Source organism: Acinetobacter sp. AS167, from assembly GCF_037152175.1.
In the GTDB taxonomy this organism is placed as follows: domain Bacteria; phylum Pseudomonadota; class Gammaproteobacteria; order Pseudomonadales; family Moraxellaceae; genus Acinetobacter.
This window is the reverse complement of sequence record NZ_JBBCMP010000007.1, coordinates 45,802-68,773: the sequence shown is the minus strand read 5'-3', so window position 1 is coordinate 68,773 and position 22,972 is coordinate 45,802. Positions and strand designations below refer to the sequence as shown.

At 41.1% G+C, this 22,972-nt stretch carries 34 protein-coding genes and 1 pseudogene; 6 read left to right on the top strand and 29 right to left on the bottom strand.

Translation table 11 applies throughout. From position 1 onward, the window contains the following. Window positions 1-13: 13 nt before the first annotated feature. The 27 genes and pseudogenes from rpsD to WFN33_RS12750 form a co-directional block, all read right to left on the bottom strand. Complete coding sequence (rpsD, locus tag WFN33_RS12880) at window positions 14-637, bottom strand: 30S ribosomal protein S4 (protein ID WP_004725725.1); 624 nt, start codon at window positions 635-637, stop codon at window positions 14-16. 12 nt (window positions 638-649) lie between these two features. Next, window positions 650-1,036 carry a 30S ribosomal protein S11 gene (rpsK, locus tag WFN33_RS12875; protein ID WP_004281491.1) on the bottom strand — a complete coding sequence of 129 codons (387 nt, stop codon included), beginning with the start codon at window positions 1,034-1,036 and terminating at the stop codon, window positions 650-652. 19 nt (window positions 1,037-1,055) lie between these two features. Continuing rightward, window positions 1,056-1,412: a 30S ribosomal protein S13 gene (gene rpsM, locus WFN33_RS12870; protein ID WP_336953497.1), complete on the bottom strand. Its 357-nt coding sequence runs from the start codon at window positions 1,410-1,412 to the stop codon at window positions 1,056-1,058. Window positions 1,413-1,519: 107 nt separating this feature from the next. After that, window positions 1,520-1,636, bottom strand: a complete 117-nt coding sequence (gene rpmJ, locus WFN33_RS12865) for a 50S ribosomal protein L36 (protein ID WP_000867907.1) — start codon at window positions 1,634-1,636, stop codon at window positions 1,520-1,522. A gap of 21 nt (window positions 1,637-1,657) precedes the next feature. After that, complete coding sequence (gene secY, locus WFN33_RS12860) at window positions 1,658-2,977, bottom strand: preprotein translocase subunit SecY (protein ID WP_171066869.1); 1,320 nt, start codon at window positions 2,975-2,977, stop codon at window positions 1,658-1,660. Between the two features lie 45 nt (window positions 2,978-3,022). Next, window positions 3,023-3,463, bottom strand: a complete 441-nt coding sequence (rplO, locus tag WFN33_RS12855) for a 50S ribosomal protein L15 (protein ID WP_336953496.1) — start codon at window positions 3,461-3,463, stop codon at window positions 3,023-3,025. A gap of 3 nt (window positions 3,464-3,466) precedes the next feature. After that, entirely contained in the window at window positions 3,467-3,643 is a 177-nt protein-coding gene (rpmD, locus tag WFN33_RS12850; protein WP_004725717.1) for a 50S ribosomal protein L30, read from the bottom strand. A gap of 6 nt (window positions 3,644-3,649) precedes the next feature. Further along, window positions 3,650-4,147 (bottom strand): 30S ribosomal protein S5, encoded by a 498-nt coding sequence (gene rpsE / locus WFN33_RS12845; RefSeq protein ID WP_004725715.1) that lies wholly within the window; start codon window positions 4,145-4,147, stop codon window positions 3,650-3,652. Window positions 4,148-4,149: 2 nt separating this feature from the next. Further along, window positions 4,150-4,500, bottom strand: coding sequence for a 50S ribosomal protein L18 (gene rplR / locus WFN33_RS12840; protein WP_004725713.1), 351 nt, complete (start codon window positions 4,498-4,500; stop codon window positions 4,150-4,152). A gap of 14 nt (window positions 4,501-4,514) precedes the next feature. After that, a complete protein-coding gene (gene rplF, locus WFN33_RS12835) occupies window positions 4,515-5,048 on the bottom strand; it encodes a 50S ribosomal protein L6 (RefSeq protein WP_004725711.1) in 534 nt (177 codons plus the stop codon). A 13-nt stretch (window positions 5,049-5,061) separates the two neighbouring features. After that, a complete protein-coding gene (gene rpsH, locus WFN33_RS12830; RefSeq protein ID WP_004725709.1) occupies window positions 5,062-5,457 on the bottom strand; it encodes a 30S ribosomal protein S8 in 396 nt (131 codons plus the stop codon). Between the two features lie 13 nt (window positions 5,458-5,470). Then, window positions 5,471-5,776 (bottom strand): 30S ribosomal protein S14, encoded by a 306-nt coding sequence (gene rpsN, locus WFN33_RS12825; protein ID WP_004725707.1) that lies wholly within the window; start codon window positions 5,774-5,776, stop codon window positions 5,471-5,473. Window positions 5,777-5,785: 9 nt separating this feature from the next. Beyond that, window positions 5,786-6,322, bottom strand: a complete 537-nt coding sequence (gene rplE, locus WFN33_RS12820) for a 50S ribosomal protein L5 (RefSeq protein ID WP_336953495.1) — start codon at window positions 6,320-6,322, stop codon at window positions 5,786-5,788. A 16-nt stretch (window positions 6,323-6,338) separates the two neighbouring features. Beyond that, window positions 6,339-6,656 (bottom strand): 50S ribosomal protein L24, encoded by a 318-nt coding sequence (gene rplX / locus WFN33_RS12815; RefSeq protein ID WP_336953494.1) that lies wholly within the window; start codon window positions 6,654-6,656, stop codon window positions 6,339-6,341. 11 nt (window positions 6,657-6,667) lie between these two features. Then, on the bottom strand, window positions 6,668-7,036 hold the full coding sequence (gene rplN, locus WFN33_RS12810; protein WP_004725701.1) for a 50S ribosomal protein L14: 369 nt from the start codon (window positions 7,034-7,036) through the stop codon (window positions 6,668-6,670). A 92-nt stretch (window positions 7,037-7,128) separates the two neighbouring features. After that, window positions 7,129-7,386, bottom strand: coding sequence for a 30S ribosomal protein S17 (gene rpsQ, locus WFN33_RS12805; RefSeq protein WP_004725698.1), 258 nt, complete (start codon window positions 7,384-7,386; stop codon window positions 7,129-7,131). Continuing rightward, on the bottom strand, window positions 7,383-7,580 hold the full coding sequence (gene rpmC, locus WFN33_RS12800) for a 50S ribosomal protein L29 (protein WP_004725696.1): 198 nt from the start codon (window positions 7,578-7,580) through the stop codon (window positions 7,383-7,385). Before rpmC ends, rpsQ begins: the two co-directional genes overlap by 4 nt. Beyond that, window positions 7,580-7,993 carry a 50S ribosomal protein L16 gene (gene rplP / locus WFN33_RS12795; RefSeq protein WP_004725694.1) on the bottom strand — a complete coding sequence of 138 codons (414 nt, stop codon included), beginning with the start codon at window positions 7,991-7,993 and terminating at the stop codon, window positions 7,580-7,582. The genes rpmC and rplP overlap by 1 nt, the downstream gene beginning before the upstream one ends. Next, a pseudogene (gene rpsC / locus WFN33_RS12790) lies at window positions 7,933-8,749 on the bottom strand (30S ribosomal protein S3). The gene rplP and the pseudogene rpsC overlap by 61 nt, the downstream one beginning before the upstream one ends. 1 nt (window position 8,750) lies before the next feature. Then, complete coding sequence (gene rplV / locus WFN33_RS12785; RefSeq protein ID WP_004725688.1) at window positions 8,751-9,080, bottom strand: 50S ribosomal protein L22; 330 nt, start codon at window positions 9,078-9,080, stop codon at window positions 8,751-8,753. 9 nt (window positions 9,081-9,089) lie between these two features. Next, window positions 9,090-9,365, bottom strand: a complete 276-nt coding sequence (rpsS, locus tag WFN33_RS12780; RefSeq protein WP_004281508.1) for a 30S ribosomal protein S19 — start codon at window positions 9,363-9,365, stop codon at window positions 9,090-9,092. A gap of 19 nt (window positions 9,366-9,384) precedes the next feature. Beyond that, a complete protein-coding gene (gene rplB, locus WFN33_RS12775) occupies window positions 9,385-10,209 on the bottom strand; it encodes a 50S ribosomal protein L2 (RefSeq protein WP_004725686.1) in 825 nt (274 codons plus the stop codon). Window positions 10,210-10,220: 11 nt separating this feature from the next. Further along, window positions 10,221-10,541: a 50S ribosomal protein L23 gene (rplW, locus tag WFN33_RS12770; protein WP_004725684.1), complete on the bottom strand. Its 321-nt coding sequence runs from the start codon at window positions 10,539-10,541 to the stop codon at window positions 10,221-10,223. After that, a complete protein-coding gene (gene rplD, locus WFN33_RS12765; RefSeq protein WP_004725681.1) occupies window positions 10,538-11,140 on the bottom strand; it encodes a 50S ribosomal protein L4 in 603 nt (200 codons plus the stop codon). Before rplD ends, rplW begins: the two co-directional genes overlap by 4 nt. A gap of 11 nt (window positions 11,141-11,151) precedes the next feature. Next, the gene (gene rplC, locus WFN33_RS12760) at window positions 11,152-11,790 is read right to left on the bottom strand and encodes a 50S ribosomal protein L3 (RefSeq protein ID WP_004725679.1); all 639 of its coding nucleotides are present in this window, start codon (window positions 11,788-11,790) and stop codon (window positions 11,152-11,154) included. Between the two features lie 61 nt (window positions 11,791-11,851). Then, window positions 11,852-12,163: a 30S ribosomal protein S10 gene (gene rpsJ / locus WFN33_RS12755; protein WP_004725677.1), complete on the bottom strand. Its 312-nt coding sequence runs from the start codon at window positions 12,161-12,163 to the stop codon at window positions 11,852-11,854. Window positions 12,164-12,437: 274 nt separating this feature from the next. After that, window positions 12,438-13,163 (bottom strand): type 1 glutamine amidotransferase, encoded by a 726-nt coding sequence (locus WFN33_RS12750; RefSeq protein ID WP_336953493.1) that lies wholly within the window; start codon window positions 13,161-13,163, stop codon window positions 12,438-12,440. Between the two features lie 180 nt (window positions 13,164-13,343). On the opposite strand from WFN33_RS12750, the gene WFN33_RS12745 reads away from it, so the two are divergent. The 6 genes from WFN33_RS12745 (at window position 13,344) to WFN33_RS12720 (ending at window position 20,504) form a co-directional block, all read left to right on the top strand. After that, entirely contained in the window at window positions 13,344-14,534 is a 1,191-nt protein-coding gene (locus WFN33_RS12745) for a PLP-dependent transferase (RefSeq protein ID WP_336953492.1), read from the top strand. A gap of 303 nt (window positions 14,535-14,837) precedes the next feature. After that, complete coding sequence (locus WFN33_RS12740; RefSeq protein ID WP_209827921.1) at window positions 14,838-16,397, top strand: helicase HerA-like domain-containing protein; 1,560 nt, start codon at window positions 14,838-14,840, stop codon at window positions 16,395-16,397. Between the two features lie 295 nt (window positions 16,398-16,692). Further along, window positions 16,693-17,901, top strand: coding sequence for an NO-inducible flavohemoprotein (hmpA, locus tag WFN33_RS12735; RefSeq protein ID WP_336953491.1), 1,209 nt, complete (start codon window positions 16,693-16,695; stop codon window positions 17,899-17,901). A gap of 94 nt (window positions 17,902-17,995) precedes the next feature. Then, a complete protein-coding gene (locus WFN33_RS12730) occupies window positions 17,996-18,439 on the top strand; it encodes an RrF2 family transcriptional regulator (protein WP_336953490.1) in 444 nt (147 codons plus the stop codon). A 123-nt stretch (window positions 18,440-18,562) separates the two neighbouring features. Next, entirely contained in the window at window positions 18,563-19,420 is an 858-nt protein-coding gene (yihA, locus tag WFN33_RS12725) for a ribosome biogenesis GTP-binding protein YihA/YsxC (RefSeq protein WP_004816856.1), read from the top strand. 136 nt (window positions 19,421-19,556) lie between these two features. Further along, window positions 19,557-20,504, top strand: a complete 948-nt coding sequence (locus WFN33_RS12720) for a metal-dependent hydrolase (protein ID WP_056512178.1) — start codon at window positions 19,557-19,559, stop codon at window positions 20,502-20,504. 97 nt (window positions 20,505-20,601) lie between these two features. On the opposite strand, the gene WFN33_RS12715 is transcribed toward WFN33_RS12720, so the two are convergent. Together WFN33_RS12715 and WFN33_RS12710 are read right to left on the bottom strand one after the other, a co-directional pair. Then, window positions 20,602-21,840 (bottom strand): dicarboxylate/amino acid:cation symporter, encoded by a 1,239-nt coding sequence (locus tag WFN33_RS12715; protein WP_336953489.1) that lies wholly within the window; start codon window positions 21,838-21,840, stop codon window positions 20,602-20,604. Window positions 21,841-21,992: 152 nt separating this feature from the next. Then, window positions 21,993-22,868 (bottom strand): acyl-CoA thioesterase, encoded by an 876-nt coding sequence (locus WFN33_RS12710; RefSeq protein WP_336953488.1) that lies wholly within the window; start codon window positions 22,866-22,868, stop codon window positions 21,993-21,995. Between the last annotated feature and the right edge of the window lie 104 nt (window positions 22,869-22,972).

The window sequence follows — 22,972 nt, the reverse complement described above, 5'->3', positions numbered from 1 at the left end:
GCTACCTCAAGGATTATTTAGAATACAATTCTACAATCAAGCTTTCGTTGATTTCAGCAGGTAAATCAGAACGATCTGGTGCAGCTTTAAATGTACCTTCAAGTTTTGAATGATCTACTTCAATCCAAGCAGCTGTGCCACGTTGAGCAGCTAATTCAATCGCGTTTTTGATACGTAATTGTTGTTTAGCGCTTTCGTGAACTGCAATCACGTCGCCCGCTTTAACTTGGATAGACGCGATGTTAACACGACGACCATTTAAAGTGATTGAACGATGAGATACTAGCTGACGAGCTTCTGCACGTGTAGAACCAAAACCCATGCGATAAACAACGTTATCGAGGCGGCTTTCAAGCAATTTCAACAAGTTTTCACCTGTTGCGCCTTTAACACGAGCAGCTTCTTTGTAGTAATTACTAAATTGACGCTCTAAAACACCGTACATACGACGTACTTTTTGTTTTTCACGTAATTGTAGTGAATACTCTGATTGTTTAGCACGGCTTTGGCCATGTTGACCAGGAGCTTTAGCAGATTTTTTTGTTTTGACGTCAAATGGTTTAACGCCAGATTTTAATTGCAGGTCTGTCCCTTCGCGGCGAGAGAGTTTGCATTTTGGACCAATATAACGAGCCATGAATGTTTCTCCTTACACGCGACGTTTTTTAGGTGGACGGCAACCGTTGTGCGGGATCGGTGTCACGTCGGTAATGCTGTTAATTTTATAACCCACTGCACCTAATGCACGAACCGCAGATTCACGACCTGGACCAGGACCTTTAACAAGGACGTCCAAGTTTTTCAAACCGTAATCTAAAGCAGCTTTACCAGCAACTTCAGCAGCTACCTGAGCAGCAAACGGAGTTGATTTACGTGATCCACGGAAGCCTTGTCCACCTGAAGTAGCCCAAGCCAATGCATTACCTTGACGATCAGTAATCGTAACAATGGTGTTATTAAAAGAAGCGTGAATGTGTGCAACACCTTCAGAGACGGTACGAGTGACCTTCTTGCGTGCGCGAGTATCTTTAGCCATCTTTTAGCTTCCAGAAATCTTATTTCTTAATAGGTTTGCGCGGACCTTTACGGGTACGTGCGTTAGTTTTGGTGCGTTGTCCGCGAACAGGCAAGCTGCGACGATGACGAAGACCGCGGTAGCAGCCTAAATCCATTAAACGTTTAATGTTCATGGAAATTTCGCGACGTAAATCACCTTCGGTCGGAACCTTAGCAATTTCTGCACGAATCGCATCAAGCTGAGCATCATCTAATTCACGAATTTTCGTAGTAGTCGTAATACCTGCAGCAGCTAAAATGTTCTTAGCTGTGTGGCGACCAATACCAAAAATATACGTAAGAGAGATAACAGCATGCTTGTTATCCGGAATGTTTACACCGGCAATACGAGCCATTCAAATTTCTCCAAAAAGGCAGTAGAGATAATCAACCGCCCCACAAAAATCTTGAGGGGCGGATAATAACCTAATTAGCCTACTGAAATCAACAGGTCTTAATTAAATTAACCTTGACGCTGCTTATGACGAGGTTCTGCGCTGCAAATTACGCGAATAACCCCATTACGACGGATAACTTTACAGCTACCACAAATTTTCTTTACAGAAGCTTGTACTTTCATGATGAAACCTTCTAAGTGCGCTTATCCCTTAGGATGAGCAGTCGTTTTTCTCATTAACGATTGATCGTCATATTGATGTGATGTTAAGTGGGCTTGAAGCTGAGCCATAAAGTCCATAACAACTACAACTACGATGAGTAATGATGTACCACCCAAATGGAATGGAATACCAAAAGAACTCTGTAAAATCATCGGCATTAAACAGATGACGGTAATGTAGATTGCACCAATAAACGTCAAACGATTAAGAATATGATCTAAGTAACGAGCAGTTTGCTCACCTGGGCGAATACCAGGTACATAAGCTCCACTGCGTTTCAAGTTCTCTGATACTTCTTTCGGGCTAAAAACTAGCGCCGTATAGAAATAACAGAAAAAGATAATTAACGCACCGAAGAGCACTAAATATAACGGTTGTCCAGGCGATAATACCAATGCCAAATCTTGTAGGCTACGTTTTACAATTCCTGCATTTGGATCAGCACTGCCTAACCATTGACCTAAACTTGCAGGGAACAACAATAACGAACTAGCGAAAATTGCTGGAATAACCCCTGCCATGTTGATTTTCAATGGCAAATGCGTTTGCTGTGCAGTGAATACACGACGACCTTGCTGTTTTTGAGCATAGTTCACAGGTATACGACGTTGAGCTTTTTCAATAAACACAATTGCTGCTAAAACAGCAACTGATAGCAATCCAAAGATAGCCAAACCAATTAAACTTGATTGACCATTATCTACCGAAGTAAATGCCTGAATCACTAAATTTGGTAAACCAGCAACAATACCTGCAAAGATAATCATTGAGATACCATTACCAACACCACGTTCAGTAATTTGCTCGCCCAACCACATTAAGAACATGGTACCTGCAACTAACGATGTTAGCGCAGGAATGTAAAAAGCTAATCCTGAAGTCAAAGTAATACCTTGACTGATTAGACCAGCACACATTCCAATACCTTGGACTAATGCAAGTAATAGGGTGCCATAACGCGTATATTGATTAATCTTACGCTTACCTTGCTCGCCTTCTTTCTTCAATGCTTCTAACGAAGGAACCACTGTCGACATCAACTGCACAATAATTGATGCAGAAATATACGGCATGATCCCTAACGCAAGAATGGACATTCGTTCTAATGCTCCACCCGAGAACATATTAAACAAACCTAAAAAAGTACCTTCATTAGCTTTGAAAAAACGTTCTAGAGCAACATTATCAATACCCGGCAGCGGAATATGCGCTCCTAGTCGAAAGACTACCAATGCACCAATCAAGAACATTAATCGGCGAATAATTTCACGATATTTCACGTGAAATGGTTGACCTTTCATCATGTTGACATGACCTGAAGAACTAGGAGACATAGTCACTCGCAATTACTCCTCGACTTTACCGCCAGCAGCTTCAAGAGCAGCTTTAGCGCCTTTAGTCAATGCAACACCTTGAACAGTGAATGCACGAGTGATTTCACCAGAAAGAACAACACGAGCACGCAACATATCTTTACGTACAACATTCGCAGCTTTCAAAGTTTCAAGTGAAACAATATCACCTTCAACTTTAGCAAGTTCAGACAAACGTACTTCAGCAGTTTTCAAAGCCAATTGGCTTGTGAAACCGAATTTAGGTAAACGACGATATAACGCAGTTTGACCACCTTCAAAGCCTGGACGAACGCCACCACTTTTACGTGATTTTTGACCTTTGACACCACGGCCACCAGTCTTACCAACGCCAGAACCGATACCACGGCCTAAACGACGGTTGTCACGTTTTGCACCTTCAGCAGGTGCAAGCTCATTTAAACGCAGAGTCATGGCTTATTCCTCTACACTAACCATATAGTAGACTTTGTTGATCATACCACGGTTAGAAGGTGTATCTATTACTTCTACTGTATGACCAATACGACGCAGACCTAAACCTTGTAGGCAAAGTTTGTGATTTTTCAAACGATGCGAAGAAGATTTAGTCTGGGTAACTTTAATCGTTTTCATGATTGATTACCCTAAAATTTGTTCTACTGAAAGACCACGTTTAGCAGCAACTTTCTCAGGAGACGTCATATCACGTAAACCGTTAAAAGTTGCATTTACAACGTTAGCCGCGTTAGTAGAACCATAACATTTCGTCAATACGTTACGTACACCCGCAGCTTCTAAAACTGCGCGCATAGAACCACCAGCGATTACGCCAGTACCTTCTGATGCAGGTTGCATGTAAACACGGCTAGCGCCATGACGAGCATGAATAGGATGTTGTACAGTACCATCAACAAGATCAACAGTGATCATGTTGCGGCGTGCAGCTTCAAGTGCTTTAGAAATAGCAGCTGGAACTTCACGCGCTTTACCGCGACCAAAACCTACACGACCATTACCATCACCCACAACAGTCAATGCTGTGAAAGAGAAGATACGACCACCCTTAACAACTTTGGCTACACGATCAACGGCAACCAGCTTTTCAACAAGACCTTCGTTTTGTTCAACTTTAGCCATGATTAGAACTCCAAGCCGTTTTCACGAGCAGCATCAGCCAAGGCTTTGATACGACCATGATATTTAAAACCAGAACGGTCAAATGCAACTTTAGTTACACCAGCAGCCTTTGCACGTTCTGCGATTAAAGCACCTACTTTAGTTGCTGAATCTACATTACCTGTAGTTCCGCTACGTAAAGATGCATCCAAAGTAGAAGCTTGCGCTAATACTTTGCCACCATCTGCAGAAATAACTTGAGCATAGATGTGACGCGGCGTGCGGTTTACACACAAGCGAGTCGCACCCAATGCACGAATGTGCAAGCGTGTGCTTTTCGCACGACGCAAACGGGATTGTTTCTTTTCGTTCATAAGAACCTCGCGCCTTATTTCTTCTTAGCTTCTTTACGAAGTACAACTTCGTCAGAATAGCGAACACCTTTACCTTTATACGGCTCTGGTGGACGATAACCACGGATTTCTGCAGCAACTTGACCTAACAATTGCTTGTTAGCTGATTTCAAAATGATTTCAGTAGCAGTCGGAGTTTCAGCAGTTACACCTTCAGGAAGAGCGTAATCAATCGGATGAGAATAACCAAGGTTAAGGTTCACAACTGTACCTTTAACCGCAGCTTTATAACCAACACCGATAAGTTGTAACTTACGTTCGAAGCCTTCATTAACACCTTTTACAAGGTTATTAAGAACAGCGCGAGCAGTACCAGCTTGCATCCAAGAATCGCGAGATTCTTTAACTGGAGCAATATGAAGTTGACCTTCTTCCTGTTTAAGCTCGACCAGCGCATGCAGGTTGAAAGACAACGTACCTTTGCTGCCTTTCACTTCGACCTGCCGGCCGTTCTGAGTAACTGCTACACCGTTAGGTACAGTTACTGGGGCTTTAGCCACACGAGACATGAGGAATCACCTATTAAGAAACAAAAGCAATAACTTCACCACCAACGCCTGCAGCACGTGCAGCGCGATCAGTCATGATGCCTTTGCTTGTAGAAACAATTGCAATACCTAAACCTTGCTTAACGCTTGGAAGTGCATCTTTACCGCGATACTGACGTAGACCTGGGCGGCTTACGCGTTTCACAGTTTCGATAACTGGTTTGCCTTCAAAATATTTTAAAGTAATTGTCAAAGTAGCTTTGCCTTCAAGATCAGCAACTTCTACATTTGAAATGTAACCTTCTTGTTGAAGTACGTTTGCAATTGCAACTTTCAACTTAGAATTAGGCATAGAAACAGTTTGTTTCTTTGCCATTTGTGCGTTACGAACACGTGTTAGCATGTCGGCAACGGTATCTTGCATACTCATTTATAGTCGCTCCTTACCAGCTTGCCTTAACAACGCCCGGTACATCACCCTGCATTACTGTGTCACGTAATTTGTTACGGCTTAAGCCGAACTTACGGAAGTAACCATGAGGACGACCAGTTAAACCACAACGGTTACGAAGACGTACTGGAGACGCATTACGTGGTAATGCTTGTAACTTCATCATCGCTTCGAAACGTTCTTCATCAGATGCATTTACGTTTGCAATCGTAGCTTTTAATTCAGCACGTTTTGCAGCGTATTTAGCAACTGTAGTTTCGCGTTTCAATTCGCGATTAATCATACTTTTCTTAGCCATATCGACCTCTTATTTGAACGGGAAGCCGAATGCACGGATTAGCGCACGGCCTTCGTCATCAGTACGAGCAGTCGTAGTGATAGTAATATCCATACCACGAATACGATCGATCTTATCAAAATCGATTTCAGGGAACATAATTTGTTCCTTGAGACCCATTGAATAATTACCACGACCATCGAATGATTTCGCAGAAAAACCGCGGAAGTCACGAATACGAGGAATCGCAATAGAGATCAAACGGTCTAAGAATTCGTACATTTGTTCGCCGCGTAAAGTTACTTTACAACCAATCGGCCAACCATCACGGATTTTAAAACCAGCGATTGATTTACGCGCTAATGTAAGAACTGGTTTTTGACCAGCAATAGCTTGCATATCCGCCAAAGCGCCATCTAACAATTTCTTGTCAGCTGAAGCTGCACCAACACCCATGTTGATGGTGATTTTAGTAACGCGAGGAATTTCCATCACGTTGCCCAAACCAAGTTCTTCTTTCAACTTAGCTCGGATTTCGTCGTTATAACGTGTTTTAAGTCTGGCCATAGCCTAGTTCAACCTATTACTTCGCTACCGCCACTGATTCACCATTTGATTTATAAACACGAGTTTTCGTGCCTTCAATCACTTGGTAACCAACACGGTCAGCCTTTTGGGTTGCAGCATTAAAAACTGCCACGTTTGAAATATGAAGCGAAGCTTCTTGTGTAACGATAGCGCCTTCAGCACCTGTTGCACGGTTCGGCTTTTGATGCTTCTTAACTAAATTAAGGCCTTCAACCTTAACTTGGTCATTTGAAACAGACAAAACAGTACCCTGTTTGCCTTTTTCTTTACCTGCGATCACAATTACTTGATCGCCTTTTCTAATCTTAGCCATGATTGCCTCTATTATAGAACTTCAGGAGCCAATGAAATGATTTTCATGAACTGTTCAGTACGAAGTTCACGAGTCACTGGTCCGAAAATACGAGTGGCAATCGGAGCCTTGTTGTTGTTCAAGATAACTGCAGCATTATCATCAAAACGGATCACAGAACCGTCTGGACGACGAATACCGAATTTAGTACGAACTACAACTGCATTCATCACGTCACCCTTTTTAACACGGCCACGTGGAATTGCTTCTTTTACAGTAACTTTAATAATGTCGCCAACAGAAGCATAACGACGATGTGAACCACCTAGTACTTTAATACATTGTACGCGGCGAGCACCACTGTTGTCTGCTACGTCTAGCATACTTTCGGTCTGAATCATTGCCCTACTCCAAAACCGAGCATCACCGGTCGCAATTTCGAAAGGCTCAAAGAGTACTCGAAATTGACCGATGATGCAACAAGAACGTCTAATTACTCAGCAGCTGCTTCAATAACTTCCACTAAAGTCCAAGCTTTAGTTTTTGAAATTGGGCGGCTTTCTTTAATGGTTACAACATCGCCAGTTTTAGCAGTGTTATTCTCATCATGAGCGTGTAATTTTGTTGAACGGCGGATTGATTTGCCATACAACGGGTGTTGAACGCGGCGTTCAATAAGTACAACAATAGACTTGTCCATTTTGTCACTTACTACTTTGCCTGTTAACGTGCGAACTGTTTGCTCACTCATTGTGCGTTCCCCTGTTTTTCGGTAAGGAGGGTCTTGATACGAGCAATAGTCTTACGAGTTAACGCAACTTCATGCGATTTACCCAATTGACCAGTTGCTTTCGCCATACGAAGACGGAATTGGTTAAGCTGTTGCTCATCTAGCAAAGCTGCCAACTCTTCTACCGATTTTTCACGTAGATCTTTAGTTTTCATTACATCACCGTCTTAGTAACGATAGTGGTTTTAAATGGAAGCTTAGCAGCTGCAAGCGTAAACGCTTCGCGTGCCAATTCTTCACTAACACCATCCATTTCGTACAAGATCTTACCTGGTTTGATTTGGCAAACCCAGTATTCCACAGAACCTTTACCTTTACCCATACGAACTTCTAATGGCTTTTCAGTAATTGGTTTGTCTGGGAAAACACGGATAAAGATCTTACCACCACGTTTAACACGACGGCTAATTGTACGACGCGCAGCTTCGATTTGACGAGCAGTCATTTGACCACGCTCAACAGATTTAAGTGCGATTGTACCGAAAGATACTGTGCTACCACGATGCGCTAGACCAGTGTTACGGCCCTTTTGCACCTTACGGAATTTAGTACGTTTAGGTTGCAACATGGATTATTCTCCTTTTTCAGCAGAACGATCATTGCGACGACCACGACGCTCTTGACCTTCACCACGACCGCGACCGCGTTTAGCTGGACGTTCTTCAGCAGGAGCAGGGTTCATGACTTGTTTCATGCCACCTAAGATCTCACCACGGAAAATCCAAACTTTAACACCAATCGTACCGTAAGTAGTTTCAGCACGCATAGTTGCATAGTCGATGTCAGCACGAAGTGTATGTAAAGGTACACGACCTTCACGATACCATTCAGTACGTGCAATTTCTGCACCACCTAAACGACCAGAAACCTCAACTTTGATACCTTTAGCACCAGCACGCATAGTGTTTTGAACCGCACGCTTCATAGCACGACGGAACATTACACGCTTCTCTAATTGTGAAGCAATTGCTTCAGCAACTAAACGAGCGTCTAAATCTGGGCGATCAATTTCGTTGATGCTTACTTGCGCTGGAACACCCATAATCTTGGTGAGTTCACGCTGTAATTTCTCAATGTCTTCGCCTTTTTTACCGATAACGATACCTGGACGAGCAGTGCTAATAGTTACTTTAGCAGCGCCTGTAGGACGTTCGATAAGAATTTTGCTGATCATCGCGCTTTTAAGTTTTTTAGTTAAAAACTCACGAACTTGAAGATCTTTAAGCAAATATTCAGCGTATTGTTTCGGACTCGCATACCAGTTGGCGTTATGACGTTTTACAACACCAAGGCGGATACCGATTGGATGAACCTTCTGACCCATATCAAACCCCTACCTTAACGGTAATGTGACAAGTACGCTTAGTAATACGATCTGCACGGCCTTTAGCACGTGGCATAATACGTTTAAGGCTCGTGCCTTCATCAACGTAAATCGTAGTAACCTTAAGGTCGTCTACATCTAAACTGTTATTATGTTCAGCGTTTGCAATTGCAGATTCCAATGCTTTTTTTACTATAACTGCAGCTTTCTTGTTGCTGAAGTTTAAGATATTAAGCGCGTGAGCAATAGATTTGCCACGGATTAGATCTGCAACCAAACGAGTTTTTTGTGCCGAGATAGCGGCACCGCGTAATTTAGCAGTAACTTCCATCATAGCACCTTAACGTTTAGACTTCTTGTCAACACCGTGACCACGATAGGTACGAGTTGGCGCGAATTCACCGAGTTTGTGACCAACCATATGTTCAGATACGATCACTGGAACATGGTTACGACCATTATGTACAGAAATTGTTAAACCAACAAAATCCGGGAGGATCATCGAACGACGCGACCAAGTTTTGATCGGCTTACGGTTATTAGCCGCGATAGCCGCTTCAACCTTAGCGAACAAGTGCGCATCGACGAATGGGCCTTTTTTCAGAGAACGAGGCATTGTCAGATTCCTTTACTTGTTACTTAACGCGACGGTCGCGAATGATCATCTTAGTCGTACGCTTATTGGTACGTGTTTTGTACCCTTTAGCTTTTTGACCCCATGGGCTTACAGGTTGAATACCTTTGTTACGCCCTTCACCACCACCATGTGGATGGTCAACTGGGTTCATCGCCATACCACGAACGGTAGGACGAACACCACGCCAGCGTGCAGCACCTGCTTTACCAAGTGAACGAAGGTTGCTTTCTGAGTTAGATACTTCACCTAACACAGCGCGACATTCAACGTGTACTTTACGCATTTCGCCTGAACGAAGACGAATAATTGCGTAAGAACCGTCACGACCCAACAATTGAGCAGAAGTACCAGCAGAACGCACTAACTGTGCACCTTTACCGATTTTAAGCTCAATGTTATGTAATGTAGAACCGATAGGCATATTACGAAGCGGCAAGCAGTTACCTGGACGAATTGGAGCATCGTTACCAGATTGTACTTTATCACCAGCACGTAAGCCTTTAGCGGCAATAATATAACGACGTTCACCGTCAGCATATTTCAATAAAGCAATATGAGATGTACGGTTAGGATCGTATTCAATACGCTCAACTACAGCTGGGATGCCGTCTTTGTTACGTTTGAAGTCAACAATACGGTAGTTTTGTTTATGACCACCACCAACATGACGAGTGGTAATGTGACCATTATTATTACGACCACCAGTACGTTTCTTAGCTTCAACCAACGGTGCATAAGGCGCGCCTTTGTGAAGATGATTATGAACCACCTTCTCTACAAAGCGACGTCCTGGAGACGTTGGCTTACATTTTTGAATTGGCATAATTTTCGTCCTTATTCCGCTGTGCTTTCAGCGGTATCGCCCAAGTCAGCCATTTCAACATCTTGGCCAGCTTTCAGGGTGACGTATGCTTTTTTAACATCAGAACGACGTCCCAATGTTTTACCAAAGCGCTTAGTCTTACCTTTAGTGATAGTCGTGTTAACTTTAACAACTTCTACACCAAACAATTGCTCTACTGCTTTTTTGATTTCAAGTTTGTTTGCATCAATAGCAACCTTAAAAACTTGAACACCAGCAGTTTCGCCTAGAACTTGTGCTTTTTCTGAAAAAACAGGCCCTTTTAGGACTTGATAGATACGTTCGTTGTTCATCCGAGTTCTACCTCAATCTTCTTAGCAGCCGCAACAGACATAACAACTTTATCAAACGCGATCAAGCCAACAGGATCGATCCCAGCAGCATCAACCACATCAACGTGTGGAAGGTTACGAGCAGCTAAATATAGATTTTCATCTACAGCTTCAGTAACGATTAATGCGCGAGTAGCGTTCAAGCCGTTAAGTTTAGCAAGCAATTCTTTAGTTTTAGGTGCTTCAACAGCAAACTCTTCAACTAGAACAAGACGATCTTGGCGAACAAGTTCAGCTAAGATACATTGCATTGCACCGCGGTACATTTTACGGTTAACTTTTTGAGACCAATCTTGTGGACGAGCAGCAAAAGTCTTACCACCACCAACCCAGATTGGGCTACGAATAGAACCCGCACGAGCTCGGCCAGTACCTTTTTGACGGAATGGTTTCTTACCACCGCCAGAAACGTCTGCACGTGATTTCTGAGCTTTAGAACCTTGACGACCACCAGCTAAATAAGCTGTAACAACTTGGTGTACAAGAGCTTCATTAAAATCACGACCGAAAGCTACTTCTGATAATTCAACAGCAGAGCCGGAAACAGTTTTTAAATTCACGTTATTCCCCCTCAGGCCTTGATCGTAGGACGAACGATAACGTCGCCACCAGTAGCACCAGGAATCGCACCTTTAACAACAAGAACTGAACGTTCTGCGTCGATAGATACAATTTCAAGACCTTGAACTGTTACGCGTTCAGCACCTAAATGGCCAGCCATTTTTTTGCCTTTAAATACGCGACCAGGGGTCTGGTTTTGACCTGTAGAACCCAAAACACGATGCGACAAAGAGTTACCATGTGTAGCATCTTGCGTACGGAAGTTCCAACGCTTAACACCACCTTGGAAGCCTTTACCTTTTGATTGACCAGTTACGTCAACAACTTGACCTACTGCGAACAAATCAACACCGATAGTTCCACCAACTTCACGACCTTCAAGATCAGCTTCTGTAGCACGGAATTCGCTAACTAAACGACCAGCAGCCACACCAGCTTTCGCAAAGTGACCTTTCTGAGCATTTGTTACGCGAGATTCGCGACGTTCACCAGTAGTGATTTGAATCGCTTGATAACCATCAGTTTCAAGCGTTTTGATTTGAGTGATACGGTTAGGATCAACCTCAATCACTGTTACAGGCACAGAAACACCAGCATCTGTAAAGATACGTGTCATACCGCACTTGCGACCGACTAAACCAATAGCCATGTGCATAAACCTCTAAAAAAGCGGCCTAATTAACTTATAAAGCGTTAATTAACCGAAAGCCTTAACCCAATGCGATCTGAACATCAACACCAGCTGCAAGATCCAACTTCATCAACGCATCTACAGTTTTGTCTGTAGGTTGAACAATGTCGATCAAACGTTTATATGTGCGGATTTCATATTGGTCACGCGCATCTTTGTTCACGTGTGGTGATGTTAAAACGTTAAAACGTTCGATGCGAGTAGGCATCGGAATTGGACCACATACTTGTGCGCCAGTACGTTTTGCTGTTTCTACGATCTCTTGAGAAGATTGATCAATTAAACGATGATCAAAAGACTTAAGACGGATACGAATTCTCTGGTTAGACATACCAGTTAACTCCAAGCCAAATATATAAAGAATCACCCTTGACGCATCTCACCCCACTAAAGTAGGCAAGTGTCAAAGGCAGTGAAAATCACTAAGGTCGTGATCGATGCCACGACTGTAACGATCTGAATGACTTTCTTCGCCATTCACCCCACCATATTGGAGGGTCGCTCATTATAACGATTGTTTAACACTTAAGCAAACTTATTTGGACATTTTTACCTTTTTTTGAGTAATTAATTATAAATAAAGCGCTTATTATTTAAACACCAACTTAAACCCTCAAAACGTAGTCAATCGCATGATTGAGTAACTGATTACCAATCACATAGTCCATTTGTTGTGATTTTTTTAAATCCAATAATGATTGACTGTGTAGCCCACTAAACAGCATATCCTCTTCTTCATGTTCAATGAAAATTTTTAAGCTATGCGGGGTGATTTCTGGATGAAACTGAAATCCCAACACATTCTTGCCTATCTGATAAAGTTGGTTGGGACATGCTGGATTCTCCGCCAAACGAATTGCACCTTTAGGAATATCAAAGGTCTCACTATGCCATTGCATGACATTGACCCGCTCAGGCAATTGGAAATAATCTTCTGGCACATGGTTGCTTTTATTGACCAAGGTCCAACCGATTTCCCGTATAGTATTACGTCGAACATTAGCACCTAGAGCATTGGCTATCAGCTGCCCACCCAAACACAAACCGATTGCAGGCTTTTCCGATGCTAAATAGCGGCGAATCCATCGTTTTTCAACCTTTAACCAAGGATAGTTAGCTTCATCATTTACACTCATTTCCCCACCCATAATGATGAGTAAATCCACATCATTGACATGCGGTAAAGCTTCTATTTCTAACTGAGAATCTATAGGTAAAGCAAAAAATTCTGTTGCAGTAATTTCTGCGCCCATTGCTTTCAAATACTCATAACAGCTTCCAAAGCCTTCACCTGCAATATGCTGAAAATAATGCACTTTAAGTTTTTTCATGTTATCACCTATTCTTGTTGTATCAATTACGCTACAAATCACAAAACATAGCCGGATAAATGCAAAAATGAAGCCAATATCAATTTTATTTATTATTTTTCACAATTTATTGCTTTTCGTCACTGAGCGATTATGTTTTGCTTACTTTAGTCCAGCTATTAACAAAAATTGAGTATTCCTGTGAAACAAGAACCAGTTACTGCTTTAATTCATTCTTCTCGTAAAGCACCACAATATATAAATACTATACAGCCTCCCCTATTTCGTGCGTCAACAATTATATTTGAAAATACCGATGCACTATTTAATCGCCATTGGACAGATCGTTACGATTATAGTTATGGAACACATGGCACACCGACAACATTTACCTTAGGCGATCACATTGCTCAAATTGAAGGGGGTGAATATTGTTTACTTGCACCTAGTGGTTTATCTGCGATTAACATAGTCAATTCATGTTTTTTAAGTCATGGAGATGAAGTTTGGGTCGCAGACAATATCTATGGTCCCAACATGGAACACCTACGTCACCTTGAAAAAAGTTATGGCATTATTGTTCAAGTTTACAATCCAATTGATGCAGACTCATTCCAACCCAATGAAAATGCCAAACTGATTTGGTTAGAAGCCGCAGGTTCAGTCACACTTGAATTTCCGGATCTTGTTAATTTAGTCAAAAAAGCCAAAGCAAAGAAAATCCTGACGGCCTTGGACAATACTTGGGGAGCTGGTATAGCTTTTAATGCCTTTGATTTTAGTCATGAACATTTAAGCGTAGATATCAGTGTACATGCCTTGACCAAATACCCGAGTGGTGGGGGTGATATTTTAATGGGATCTGTGGTCACTCAAGATAAAGCTTTACATCATAAGCTGTTCCGTATGCATGCCATTCAAGGTATCGCGATTTCAGGTGATGATGCCGCACAAGTGCAACGTAGTTTGGCCTCAATGCAAATTCGTTATGAGCATCAGTCTCAAAGTGCTTTAAAGATTTTAAATTGGCTAAAAAATCAAAATGCGTTTGCTCAAATTTTACACCCTGCGGATTCTGACAATATAAGTCACACCTATTGGAACCAGACCTGTCAAACAGGACAAAGTGCTGGTCTTGTTAGTGTTATTTTTAAACCTGAGTTTGATATCAACAAAATCCGAAAGTTTTGTGATCATTTATCTTTATTTAAACTCGGTTTTAGTTGGGGTGGTCCTGTCAGCTTAGTCATGATTTATAATCTGAGTGACATGCGTCATTTAGAACGCGCACACCTAGAGCAAGGTCTATTGGTTCGTTTCTGTATTGGTTTAGAGCATCCAGACGATTTAATCCAAGATATTCAACACGCGCTTCAAGCCATTCAGGCTTAATAATTCAACTCAGCAGGCTTAATACATAATATCTGGGTCTTTGCTATATCAAATGATGGCAAGGGCTCTATACTCACCTCTAAATACGATTAAGCGCAGAGTTCATTCAGCAAAAAGTACATTTAGTTTTTACTTATTCCCTCTGCATTTCAGGAAACAATTCGCACCACCCTACATTCATATTCAACAATAAAAACAGATTTACAACATCATCATTTAATGCAATTTTGTATAACAACAATGATATAAATATTGAGTCAGATAAAAAACATCCAAACTCAAATTAAAGCTATAGGAATAACAATGGGTACACCAATCGTCATCGCAAAAAAAACTTCAGATACAACACAAGATATTGTATTACATTCACAATTTGCTAACCGTCACGGCTTAATTGCAGGAGCCACAGGGACAGGCAAAACCATTACCCTTAAAGTGCTTGCTGAAAGTTTTTCACGGATTGGTGTACCCGTATTTCTGGCTGATGCAAAAGGGGACGTTTCAAGTATAGCCAAAGCAGGTTCAACCAATCCTAAATTTGAAGAACGCATTAAAAGCTTAGGGATAGACAGTGTCCCTTTTGCTGCATCACCGACTATTTTTTGGGATTTATTTGGTGAGCAAGGACATCCGATTCGTACCACAATCTCTGAAATCGGCCCACTGTTACTTTCGCAAATGCTGAATTTAAATGACACTCAAGAAGGTGTGCTTTCAGCGGTGTTCCGTGTTGCAGATGATCAAGGCTTACTGTTAATTGATTTTAAAGATTTAAAAGCCATGCTGACCTATGTCAGTGAAAATGCTGCGGCTTTAAAAGCAGAATACGGCAATCTCTCACCAGCAAGTTTAGGTGCTATTCAACGTAATCTATTGGCCTTAGGTGATCAGGGCGGTCAACGTTTCTTTGGTGAGCCAAGCCTTGATATTATGGATTTTATCCAAACTGATGCCAATGGACATGGTTATATCAATCTATTGGCTGCGGATAAGCTGATGAACACACCAAAGCTCTATGCAACCTTTCTACTTTGGATGCTTTCAGAGTTATTTGAAAAGCTACCTGAAGTCGGTGACTTAGATAAGCCAAAATTGGTGTTCTTTTTTGATGAAGCGCATTTGCTCTTTGATAATGCCAGCCCAGCATTACAAGAAAAAATTCAACAAGTGGTCCGTCTAATTCGCTCTAAAGGTGTCGGAATTTATTTTATCTCACAAAGTCCATTAGATATCCCAGAAAATGTTTTAGGGCAGCTCGGTAACCGCGTGCAACATGCATTACGTGCCTTTACCCCTAAAGATCAAAAAGCAGTAAAAACTGCTGCCGATACCTTCCGTGCCAATCCAGAGTTTAAAGTAGATCAAGCAATTACAGAGCTAGCTGTCGGTGAAGCGCTTATTAGTTGCCTAGATGAACAAGGTACGCCTCAAGTGGTTGAACGAGCGATGGTGATGCCACCCTACTCATCATTTAGCCCAATTACTTTAGATGAACGAAAAGCATTGATGGCGCAAAGTATTGTCGCAGGTGTTTATGACAATGAAGTGGATCGTGATAGCGCTTATGAAATGCTACAACGTAAAGTTTCTGATAGCTCACAACAGCAGGTGGCTTTTGATGCTGTAGCTCAACAAGCCAAGCAATTAGAAGAGCTCACAAAGCAACAACAGACTCTCGATAAGCAACAAGCCAAAGAGCAAGAACGCTTAGAAAAAGAAGAAGCAAAAGCTGCAGCTGCGCGTGCCAAACTGACTCAAGATGTGATCGGAACTTTTGCTAAAAGTGCTGCACGAACTTTAGGTGGCCCTACAGGACAAAAACTGGTCCGCGGTTTGTTAGGTTCATTATTTGGTGGCCGTTAATTCGCTTAAACACAAATGTGAGGAGCGTTAGCGCTCCTTTTTTATTCTCTATTTTATAGCGCATGTTCTTGCTTATCTTTTCATTCGCTTATCTCGCTTAATCAAGCCATCTAAACATATCTAAAAAATCATTTAAAAAAATTTAAAAATAAGTCCAATGATTTCAATCAATAGGGCTTAAATTTAAAATAAACCATAATTATTTTATGTGTTTTTATTAAAGGTGTATTGCAAATACACTTTATAAGATGTATTTTAAATACATCTTATAAATGACAGCCAAGAGAGATCAACAATGACTCCGCAGCAAATTGACCTTGTAAAAGCAACAGTTCCTGTTCTTCGCGAAAATGGTGTAGCACTTACTGGTTATTTTTATAACCGCATGCTCGGCAATAATCCTGAATTAAAAGAAACCTTTAACATGGGGCATCAACGTAGTGGTGCACAGGCTCAAGCCTTGGCTGGTGCTGTTTTAGCATATGCTGAAAATATTGAAGACCCTTCAGTACTTTTGCCTGTGGTTGAACTGATTGCCCACAAACATGTCAGTCTGAATATTCAAGCACCTGATTACAACATTGTCGGTGAAAACCTATTACATTCAATTAGTGAAGTATTAACTATTTCGATGGAAGATCCATTGATTGATGCATGGGCTGCAGCTTATGGACAATTGGCCGATCTATTTATCAGTACTGAAAAAGCGATTTATGAGCAGCACCAACAAACTCAAGGTAGCTGGTTAGGTTGGCGTAAATTTAAAATCGTTAAAAAAGCGAATGAAAGCGAAGAAATTACCTCTTTCTATCTTGCTCCAGTCGATGGCGGCACATTACCTAAATATGAAGCAGGTCAATATATTTCAGTGCGAGTATTTGTTGAAGCGTTAGGCTTAAAACAACCACGTCAATACACACTATCAACAAGTCCACAAATAGACTATTTACGTATTTCAGTTAAACGTGAAGATGAAAAAGGTGATTTGGCAAGTGGTTGGGTATCAAATACTTTACATGGCTTAGCTGAAGATTCAGAAATTGAAGTGTCTGCTCCAACAGGTAACTTCTACCTGATTGATAGTAGCAAACGTAATGTCTTCATTAGTGCAGGTGTAGGTTTAACCCCAATGATTGCAATGCTTAATCAATTGGTGACTTTAGACATGCCTCAACCAGCTAGCTTTATCCATGCATGTCGCAGTAGCCAAGTACATGCAATGAAACAACATATCCAAGAGCAAAAAACTAAATTCCCACGTCTCAGTACATTTACAGCTTATGAGTTCCCACATAGCGGTGATGTTATCGGCGAAGATTACGATGTGGCTGGTCGTTTAGACTTGGCAACACTTGATACTGCATTACTCCCACCCCATGCTGATTATTATCTTTGTGGCCCAATACCATTTATGCAACAACAACACCAAGCATTGGTGGCTCGTGGTATTAAACCTGAACAAATTCATAGTGAAGCGTTTGGTACGGGTGGTGCAGGTATCTAAATCTCCATTCGTTCTTTATAAGGCTGGTCTATGATAGACTGGCCTTATTTATTTCAGGATGAGATACATCTTTACCCATAGATGAGCAGCCTACATGCAACTAAATAAATTTACCGACTATGCCCTGCGCATCTTAATGTACATCGCGCCTCCAAAAGATATGCCTTATACAATTGCCGAAATTGCAGAAGATTTGCATGTTTCAGAAAATCACTTGGTCAAAATTGTGCATTTTATGGGAAAACAAGGTTGGTTAATTACCACACGAGGTAAAGGCGGTGGTTTGCGCTTAAACCCAGATATCTTAGAATTTCGCTTAGGGCATATTGTACGAATTCTCCAACGTGATGCACAAATTGTAGAGTGCAATACGCCACCTTGTGTGCTACGTCCACGTTGCGGTTTAAAGGGTATTTTAGATCAGGCCGTTGAACAGTTTTATCAAAGTCTAGATCAGTATACTGTTGCCGATGTTCTCAATGCGCCACCACAACATCCAAAGATCGTAAACTCACCCATTCCCAATCTCAATGTTTAAGTCACAAAAGCTCATCGTCCAGCATCCCAATAGCCAATATTTCAGTTAACACGATCAAAATTCGCTTGAATCTCCGACTTCCTTTATAATGCACTTTGTTTATCCGTTTATTGAAGTTGAAATATGCATCGCAGCAGTGGAAAGTCTAAAAATAGTAAGACCTCAAGCGCCCCTAAACAAAAAATCAGTTATGAAAAAAAGGCTGATCCTGCGATTTCAGAATACTCAACTTCATCTTTGAATTGGTTGCGTAAAGCTGAATTTCTGATGAGTGCGCCTAAACTGAATCTTTGTGTAGAAGATACTGGTTATGAAGTTGCCTTTGCAGGCCGTTCAAATGCCGGAAAATCAAGTGCTATCAATGCATTGACCAATCAAAAGCAATTGGCACGCGCGTCGAAAAGACCTGGCCGTACGCAAATGATTAACTTTTTTAGTTTAGGTAATCCAGATCAACGCCTTGTCGATTTACCAGGTTATGGTTATGCAGCTGTACCTGAAGCAATGAAAATTGTCTGGCAAAAAGAACTTGAGAATTATTTGATTCATCGAAAAAGTTTACAAGGTCTGGTTCTACTCATGGATATTCGCCACCCTTTACAACACTTCGATGTGATGATGTTGGAATGGGCATATTCACGTCACTTGTTTGTACATGTACTGTTGACTAAATCCGACAAACTCAACCGTGGTCCTGCCAGTAAAGTGTTGTTAGATGTACAACAACAGTTGAAGAAAATGAAGTTGAATTTTTCTATACAACTGTTTTCATCACTCAATAAGCAAGGTCTAGAAGAACTTGCGTCAATTATGGCGGGTCGCTTAAATTACACCTTAGACAAAACTTTAGATTTTGATATTGATGCAATTCCTGAAGCCACTGAAGATGATCTGGATGATGAGTTCATTGATCAGGATCAAGAATCCGAATTCAATAGTGAAAATATTGATGGAAATGTAGATGAAAATCCACAAGCATAAATAAAAAAGTCTTGTCTAACAAAATTCATCACATATTGATACTGGAATGTCCTAAATTGCTAATAACTATTTAGGACATTTTTTTATACTTGAATAATAAAGTGTGAAATCACCAAAGAAAAATTAGGACACTGTGATGAAGTTACTCGCTAAATTAAAGAACAGTCGGATTGGATCGTCTATTCAGTACCACATAAAACCACGTAAAGTGAAATTTGAATGGCAAGATACCCCTGTCGATTGGATTCCAAATCAGCCATTTGTCAGCTACTTTATCAATGAAATTAACAATATTCTCCCAGCAGGTGAATTTTGGTTCTGCCGTTTATACAATCGTGTTTTACCCAAAATCACAGATGAAAAATTAGCTGAAGATGTTCGTGCTTTTATCCGCCAAGAAGCCATGCATGCTCAAGCACATGCTTCGGCAAATAAAGAATACTTAACTGTGCGTAATATTGATATTCAACGTAATCTTGAGATTATGGATTTCTTGTTTGGCAAATTACTTGCAGATCAACCACTCGGCTTTAAAGTACCCAAAGTCCTCGATCATCAATGGGATTTGTTCCGCTTAGGTATCGTCGCCACTGTTGAACATATGACTTGTGTCTTGGGTAAATATGCACTTTATAATAAAAAATGGGCGGAATTGGGTGCAGATCCAAATATGCTTGATTTAGTCAAATGGCATGGTGCCGAAGAGATTGAACACCGTACAGTGGCTTTTGATCTATATCGCCATTTAGGTGGTGGTTATATTTCTCGTTATTATCAAAGCGTTATCGTGATTGCCGCTGTATTGGGCTTATGGGTTGATGGTGCTGCACATATCATGGGGCAAGACCCACGTTATGCAGATAAAAAGCCTGCATTCTATAAGCCTTGGATTTGGCGTGAATGGGCGAGTATCGCACAATCAGATAATCGCTTAATGCCGCATCCATTATGGCTAGTTTCACAGCAATTGGGCTATTTAATGCCTTGGTATGATCCCGTACATGAAGCTAAAACAGAAGATGCGATTGCTTATTTGGATCAATCTCCTGCGGCAAAACGTGCATTGCCTAGAGTTGCAGCATAATAACTATTGAATAGTGATACTGAAATCAAATAAAAAAAGCAGGATTTAGATCCTGCTTTTTTGGGTCAATCTTTTAGAACAAGATCCTAACCATACACTAGGTTGGACTTTCCATATCTTGGGTATTTCGGTCAACAACCACACTAATCATCATATCCCCTTGTACATTCACTACAGTACGTACAGTATCGAGAATACGGTCAATTGGCAGAAGAATCGCAATTGCTTCCGCTGGTAATCCCACAGATTGTAGCACCATAATCATAGTGACCATGCCCGCACTTGGAATACCCGGCGCACCCAATGAAGCAATCATCGCAGTCAGACAGACAATCACTTGTTGGGTAATTGATAACTCTAAACCCATTAAATTGGCAATAAAAAGCGCTGCTGCTGCTTCATAAAGTGCTGTTCCATCCATGTTTAACTGAGAACCGAAAGGAATCACAAAGCCTGCAATTTGTGGGCGCACGCCTAAATTTTCTTGAGTACACTTTAAACTCAAAGGCATGGTTGCAGAACTTGAACTGGTTGCAAATGCTGTAATTAATGCTGCACGCGTTCCTTTAAAAAAGGTAATCGGATCCATTTTTCCAAAGATCCATAACAACAATGGCAGAACTACGACACCATGAAATATAGTGGTTCCCGTAACAACAATAGCAAACTCAGCAAGACGGCTTAAAATAGAGATGTCTTCTGTTGCAATCAGCTTTGCCATCAAAGCAAAAATACCAATCGGCGCAACTTTCATCACCCAACCAACTAACATCATCATAATGTCAAAAAACTGACGTGCCAGTTGTTTGATTGAATTAAACCGCTCTCCGCCATGTACCAATGCCAAGCCCAATAACAAAGCAAACAGCACGACTGCCAAAACATTACCATCACTAAATGCTTTAAATGGATTGATGAGGGTATTTTGAATAAAATTGGTTAAAAACGAACTGGGGGTCAATGAATCTGGGCTTTTATGTTGATTCATTGCATCTTGAAACATTGCAATATCCACACCTTGTCCAACATTGAATAGATGTGTCGACGCTAAACCAAGAATAAGTGCCAATGTCGTTGTGGTCACACAACAAGCCAAGGTTATTTTCCAAACTCGACTGAGTTGACTACCCGCTTCTAAGTTTGAAACACCCACCAAGATTGAACTAAAAATAAGTGGAACCAAAAGCATTTTCAATAAACCAATAAAAATACTACTGGCGATGCTCAAACCATAAATACTGGCATCTAAAAATTGAGTATTGGGGAATTGGTTTAATAAAAATCCAAATGCCACACCAAGAATGGCTGCAATAAAAATTTGGGTGTTTAAACTCATCTTCGCTGACTATTATAAATATTTACACGTTGAACTATGCCATTGAAGTTATTTAGAATCGAGCATTTTTTTGTCACAAGCTCTGCTAAAAAATAGAAAAGCCATCACAGATGATGGCTTAATTTAGAATTAGAATCACAGCACAAACTATATTATTGATTTTCGATTTCACGTACTCGCATCAAACCTTCTTGCACAGTACTACAAACCAATTCGCCATTTTGCCACATACGACCAAAATTCAGACCGCGTGAATTTGCACTGACGGTTGCATCCATATCGTAGAGCATCCAATCATCTGCTTTTACTGGTTTATGGAAATAGATCGTATGATCAATACTGGCACATTGCAAACTTGGTGAGAGGTAATTGAGACCATGTGGGCGCAAAGCAGTCATCATCAAGGTATAGTCCGAATAAAACGCAACAATTGCCTGATTTAACGAGATATCATCCGCCTGCTCTGTAGTTAATGGCTCGTGCGTACGCAAGTAATGTGCATAAGACGGCGCTTCAGGTTGTGGTTGAAATGGGTTGGTCACATTGAGCGGACGAATTTCTACCTGACGTGGACGCATAAACGCAGCGCGAATATTTTCTGGGATAAAACTGATTAAATTTTCTTTAAGCTCTTGCTCAGCTTTTAATTCATCAGGTGCTGGATATTCTGGCTCAGCAATTTGATAATTCAAGCCTTCTTCAGGTGTTGCAAATGACACCATTGCAGAAAAAATGGTACGTCCATGCTGAATTGCACGGACTTGGCGGCTTAAGAAGCTTTTGCCATCACGTAAGCGATCCACCTCATAAATGATTGGGGCATTGATATCCCCGCCATATAGAAAGTATGCATGTAAAGAATGTACCGGGCGATCAGCAGTATATGATGCTGCTCGCAGTGCTTGCCCTAAAACTTGCCCACCAAAAACACGCTTACCAACTAAATTTCGACTTTGACCACGAAAAATATGTTCTTCAAGTTTTTCAAGGGTTAAGAGCTCTACAAGCTCTTGAGTTAAAGCATTCATAAGTGACCTTTCTATATACTGACTTTATTCCAACGGCTAGGACAAAGTATTCATATTTTAGAGATTTAACTCTATTTTGCCACAAATCCACAGTGAAACATTAA

Excerpts from the sequence above, each read along its gene's own strand:
- rpmC (WP_004725696.1), bottom strand. The coding sequence starts at position 7,580 with ATGAAAACTAAAGATCTACGTGAAAAATCGGTAGAAGAGTTGGCAGCT.
- WFN33_RS12710 (WP_336953488.1), bottom strand. The coding sequence starts at position 22,868 with ATGAATGCTTTAACTCAAGAGCTTGTAGAGCTCTTAACCCTTGAAAAA.
- WFN33_RS12750 (WP_336953493.1), bottom strand. The coding sequence starts at position 13,163 with ATGAAAAAACTTAAAGTGCATTATTTTCAGCATATTGCAGGTGAAGGC.
- rplE (WP_336953495.1), bottom strand. The coding sequence starts at position 6,322 with ATGGCCAGACTTAAAACACGTTATAACGACGAAATCCGAGCTAAGTTG.
- rpsS (WP_004281508.1), bottom strand. The coding sequence starts at position 9,365 with ATGCCTCGTTCTCTGAAAAAAGGCCCATTCGTCGATGCGCACTTGTTC.
- rpsN (WP_004725707.1), bottom strand. The coding sequence starts at position 5,776 with ATGGCTAAGAAAAGTATGATTAATCGCGAATTGAAACGCGAAACTACA.
- WFN33_RS12730 (WP_336953490.1), top strand. The coding sequence starts at position 17,996 with ATGCAACTAAATAAATTTACCGACTATGCCCTGCGCATCTTAATGTAC.
- rpsH (WP_004725709.1), bottom strand. The coding sequence starts at position 5,457 with ATGAGTATGCAAGATACCGTTGCCGACATGCTAACACGTGTTCGTAAC.
- rpsQ (WP_004725698.1), bottom strand. The coding sequence starts at position 7,386 with ATGAGTGAGCAAACAGTTCGCACGTTAACAGGCAAAGTAGTAAGTGAC.
- rplP (WP_004725694.1), bottom strand. The coding sequence starts at position 7,993 with ATGTTGCAACCTAAACGTACTAAATTCCGTAAGGTGCAAAAGGGCCGT.
- rplX (WP_336953494.1), bottom strand. The coding sequence starts at position 6,656 with ATGGCTAAGATTAGAAAAGGCGATCAAGTAATTGTGATCGCAGGTAAA.
- rplB (WP_004725686.1), bottom strand. The coding sequence starts at position 10,209 with ATGCCAATTCAAAAATGTAAGCCAACGTCTCCAGGACGTCGCTTTGTA.
- rpsJ (WP_004725677.1), bottom strand. The coding sequence starts at position 12,163 with ATGTCTAACCAGAGAATTCGTATCCGTCTTAAGTCTTTTGATCATCGT.
- rplN (WP_004725701.1), bottom strand. The coding sequence starts at position 7,036 with ATGATTCAGACCGAAAGTATGCTAGACGTAGCAGACAACAGTGGTGCT.
- rpmD (WP_004725717.1), bottom strand. The coding sequence starts at position 3,643 with ATGAAAACGATTAAAGTTACCCAGACTAAATCTTCTTCGCATCGTTTG.
- secY (WP_171066869.1), bottom strand. The coding sequence starts at position 2,977 with ATGAAAGGTCAACCATTTCACGTGAAATATCGTGAAATTATTCGCCGA.
- rplC (WP_004725679.1), bottom strand. The coding sequence starts at position 11,790 with ATGGCTATTGGTTTAGTCGGTCGCAAGTGCGGTATGACACGTATCTTT.
- rpmJ (WP_000867907.1), bottom strand. The coding sequence starts at position 1,636 with ATGAAAGTACAAGCTTCTGTAAAGAAAATTTGTGGTAGCTGTAAAGTT.
- hmpA (WP_336953491.1), top strand. The coding sequence starts at position 16,693 with ATGACTCCGCAGCAAATTGACCTTGTAAAAGCAACAGTTCCTGTTCTT.
- rplV (WP_004725688.1), bottom strand. The coding sequence starts at position 9,080 with ATGGAAGTTACTGCTAAATTACGCGGTGCCGCTATCTCGGCACAAAAA.
- rplR (WP_004725713.1), bottom strand. The coding sequence starts at position 4,500 with ATGAACGAAAAGAAACAATCCCGTTTGCGTCGTGCGAAAAGCACACGC.
- rpsE (WP_004725715.1), bottom strand. The coding sequence starts at position 4,147 with ATGGCTAAAGTTGAACAAAACGAAGGTCTTGTTGAAAAGCTGGTTGCC.
- WFN33_RS12715 (WP_336953489.1), bottom strand. The coding sequence starts at position 21,840 with ATGAGTTTAAACACCCAAATTTTTATTGCAGCCATTCTTGGTGTGGCA.
- rpsK (WP_004281491.1), bottom strand. The coding sequence starts at position 1,036 with ATGGCTAAAGATACTCGCGCACGCAAGAAGGTCACTCGTACCGTCTCT.
- yihA (WP_004816856.1), top strand. The coding sequence starts at position 18,563 with ATGCATCGCAGCAGTGGAAAGTCTAAAAATAGTAAGACCTCAAGCGCC.
- rplW (WP_004725684.1), bottom strand. The coding sequence starts at position 10,541 with ATGAACAACGAACGTATCTATCAAGTCCTAAAAGGGCCTGTTTTTTCA.
- WFN33_RS12740 (WP_209827921.1), top strand. The coding sequence starts at position 14,838 with ATGGGTACACCAATCGTCATCGCAAAAAAAACTTCAGATACAACACAA.
- rplO (WP_336953496.1), bottom strand. The coding sequence starts at position 3,463 with ATGACTCTGCGTTTAAATGAGCTTGCACCTGCTGAAGGTGCAAAACGT.
- rpsD (WP_004725725.1), bottom strand. The coding sequence starts at position 637 with ATGGCTCGTTATATTGGTCCAAAATGCAAACTCTCTCGCCGCGAAGGG.
- rpsM (WP_336953497.1), bottom strand. The coding sequence starts at position 1,412 with ATGGCTCGTATTGCCGGTGTAAACATTCCGGATAACAAGCATGCTGTT.
- WFN33_RS12720 (WP_056512178.1), top strand. The coding sequence starts at position 19,557 with ATGAAGTTACTCGCTAAATTAAAGAACAGTCGGATTGGATCGTCTATT.
- rplF (WP_004725711.1), bottom strand. The coding sequence starts at position 5,048 with ATGTCTCGTGTGGCTAAAGCCCCAGTAACTGTACCTAACGGTGTAGCA.